The sequence below is a fragment of the Nostoc mirabile CHAB5784 genome (assembly GCF_020829645.1).
Lineage (GTDB): Bacteria > Cyanobacteriota > Cyanobacteriia > Cyanobacteriales > Nostocaceae > Nostoc > Nostoc mirabile.
In genome coordinates this window covers 1-1,962 of record NZ_JAIVFS010000259.1, presented here as the reverse complement: position 1 = coordinate 1,962, position 1,962 = coordinate 1, and the positions used below count along the sequence as shown (strand labels likewise).

Here is a 1,962-nt window from a genome sequence, read left to right as displayed (position 1 = left end):
TAACTGTTGGGCAGATACAGCACCTTCGGCGTACAATTTGTTGGTACGTTTTTGTTTTACCTGTGCCAGATGCAAACTTGATTGAGCTTCTACTAATTGGGCATGTGCGGAAGCTATAGATTTTTGTGCCTCAAACACTTTACCTTGTGCTTCTTGAGCCACTTGTTCAGTTGCTAAATTGGCTTGCTGTAACTGTGCTTGCATTACAGGTAATTGTAGTTGTTGACGCTTTAACCTTTGTCGTGCTGCTTGTACTTTAGCAATAGCTCCTTGCATCTCTGCACGTATTTGGGAATCATCAATTTGCGCTAACAATTGACCTGGCTTAACAAAATCTCCTTCTCTAACATTTAAAACAGCAATTCTGCCACCGCTCTTAGCAGATATATGCGTTTCATAACCCTCAATTCGTCCACTTAAAAATAAGCCTTCAGGTTCTGATTGACGAGGGAAGAAACGGTAAATACCATACCCTACACCAGTTAAAATCCCAGTTATAGCCAAGAGTAGCACTAGTTTTGAAATCTTTCGCTTTGGCTTTTGGAAACTTGTTTGAGGTTGGGTTGATTGGTCTTCTGGATATTTAACAAAATTGCTAGGTGTTTGCTGAGATTGATTATCTAATGCGTTAGGACTTTTTACCATAAACGCTTACTCAACATAAGGTAAAGGTTAATTAACTGTAGGAAGTGTTAGGTACACTTTTATGTTTGATTGCAGAAGTCAAACCCGTGTGTTACATGGACTAACTCATCCTACGATTTGAAAATTTACCGCACTCGTAACTCAGCACTATTCATTTGGCTGTTAGACTTTTTGCGAATTACGTTTGAGACTGGAAATTACCCCTGTTAAGAAGACGATCGCATAACCCCAAAGTAGCCATCCTCCATAAAGTCTATCTACTGCTACAGACATATTAGGAAATACTTGTGGAAAGAAGTATGTTGTTGGCACATCAAGCAGCATTCCTGGAATTCCTAGACAAAGAGCAAGATTAATTCGCTGTTGAGGCTTAACATTTTGCCAACGAATAACGCCATAAACTATCAATGGCAAGAACAATAGCGACCACAGAAAATTAAGTCCCATGACGAGGTTGTTATCGGGGATAAGGATTACCTGTCCCCACAACCGCAGAATCACAGTCGCAGTTAACCAGATTAAAAAACCAAGAAAGATAAAGAATCTGTAGGAGATTTGCTTGTTAGAACTTTCACTCGTAGGGAATTGAGTTGTACTTTGCATGGTGGTCTCCATTAAAAATGCGATAAACTAGAAAGCGAGGTTAACCTCACATTTATAGAATACGAGATTAACCTCGCGTTTGTCAACCTAGATTTGAATTATGACTGAAGTTTTTCATCCAGAACAACTGCGACGCCTACCACAACAAGCACGTAGCCGGGAGCGGTTTAACCGGATTCTGAACGCGGCAGCTGAGTTATTTGCAGAAGTAGGCTTTGAATCTACAACCACTGATGAAATCGCAGCGCGTGCAAAAACTTCTGTTGGTGGACTATATCGTTTTTTTCCAGATAAGTTAGCTATATTCCACGCTTTAGCCTATCGCTATATAGATCAGCTCAGAGAAATATTTACAGCACTTCATACTGAAGAAAGCACCCAATGGAACCTCGACACTTACGTCAGCCAAGTAGTCGATGTCTTTGATCAGTTTGTTGCCGCAAATCCTGCCTTTCGAGTTGTATTTGTTCAATCTCGTCTTGTCTCTACAGAGGTTATTGCTATGGATACCGCCTTGAACCTGGAAATCGCACAACAACTAGCAGCCTTTTTTGGAGTCCGTAATCCTTCGTTAAATCCAAGTGAGAGAGATTTGCTTGCGATGATAGTTGTTGAGGTCGCAAGTGCTCTAGAAATTCTCTCACTCACACGTGATCGTAATTTTCAAGATCAAGTTCTTATCGAAACCAAAAAAATATTGACTTCCTATCTACA

At 40.4% G+C, this 1,962-nt stretch carries 3 protein-coding genes; 1 reads left to right on the top strand and 2 read right to left on the bottom strand.

What is annotated here, in order from left to right; translation table 11 throughout:
- Both LC653_RS45335 and LC653_RS45330 read right to left on the bottom strand, forming a co-directional pair.
- Positions 1 to 645, bottom strand: a 645-nt coding sequence (locus LC653_RS45335) for an HlyD family secretion protein (RefSeq protein ID WP_229501765.1), incomplete at its 3' end; no start/stop codon positions are given.
- A 162-nt stretch (positions 646 to 807) separates the two neighbouring features.
- A complete protein-coding gene (locus tag LC653_RS45330; protein WP_229501764.1) occupies positions 808 to 1,248 on the bottom strand; it encodes a DUF5367 domain-containing protein in 441 nt (146 codons plus the stop codon).
- Positions 1,249 to 1,348: 100 nt separating this feature from the next.
- Between LC653_RS45330 and LC653_RS45325 the strand changes: the two genes are divergently transcribed.
- The coding region (locus tag LC653_RS45325) for a TetR/AcrR family transcriptional regulator (RefSeq protein WP_229501763.1) at positions 1,349 to 1,962 on the top strand (614 nt) is incomplete at its 3' end.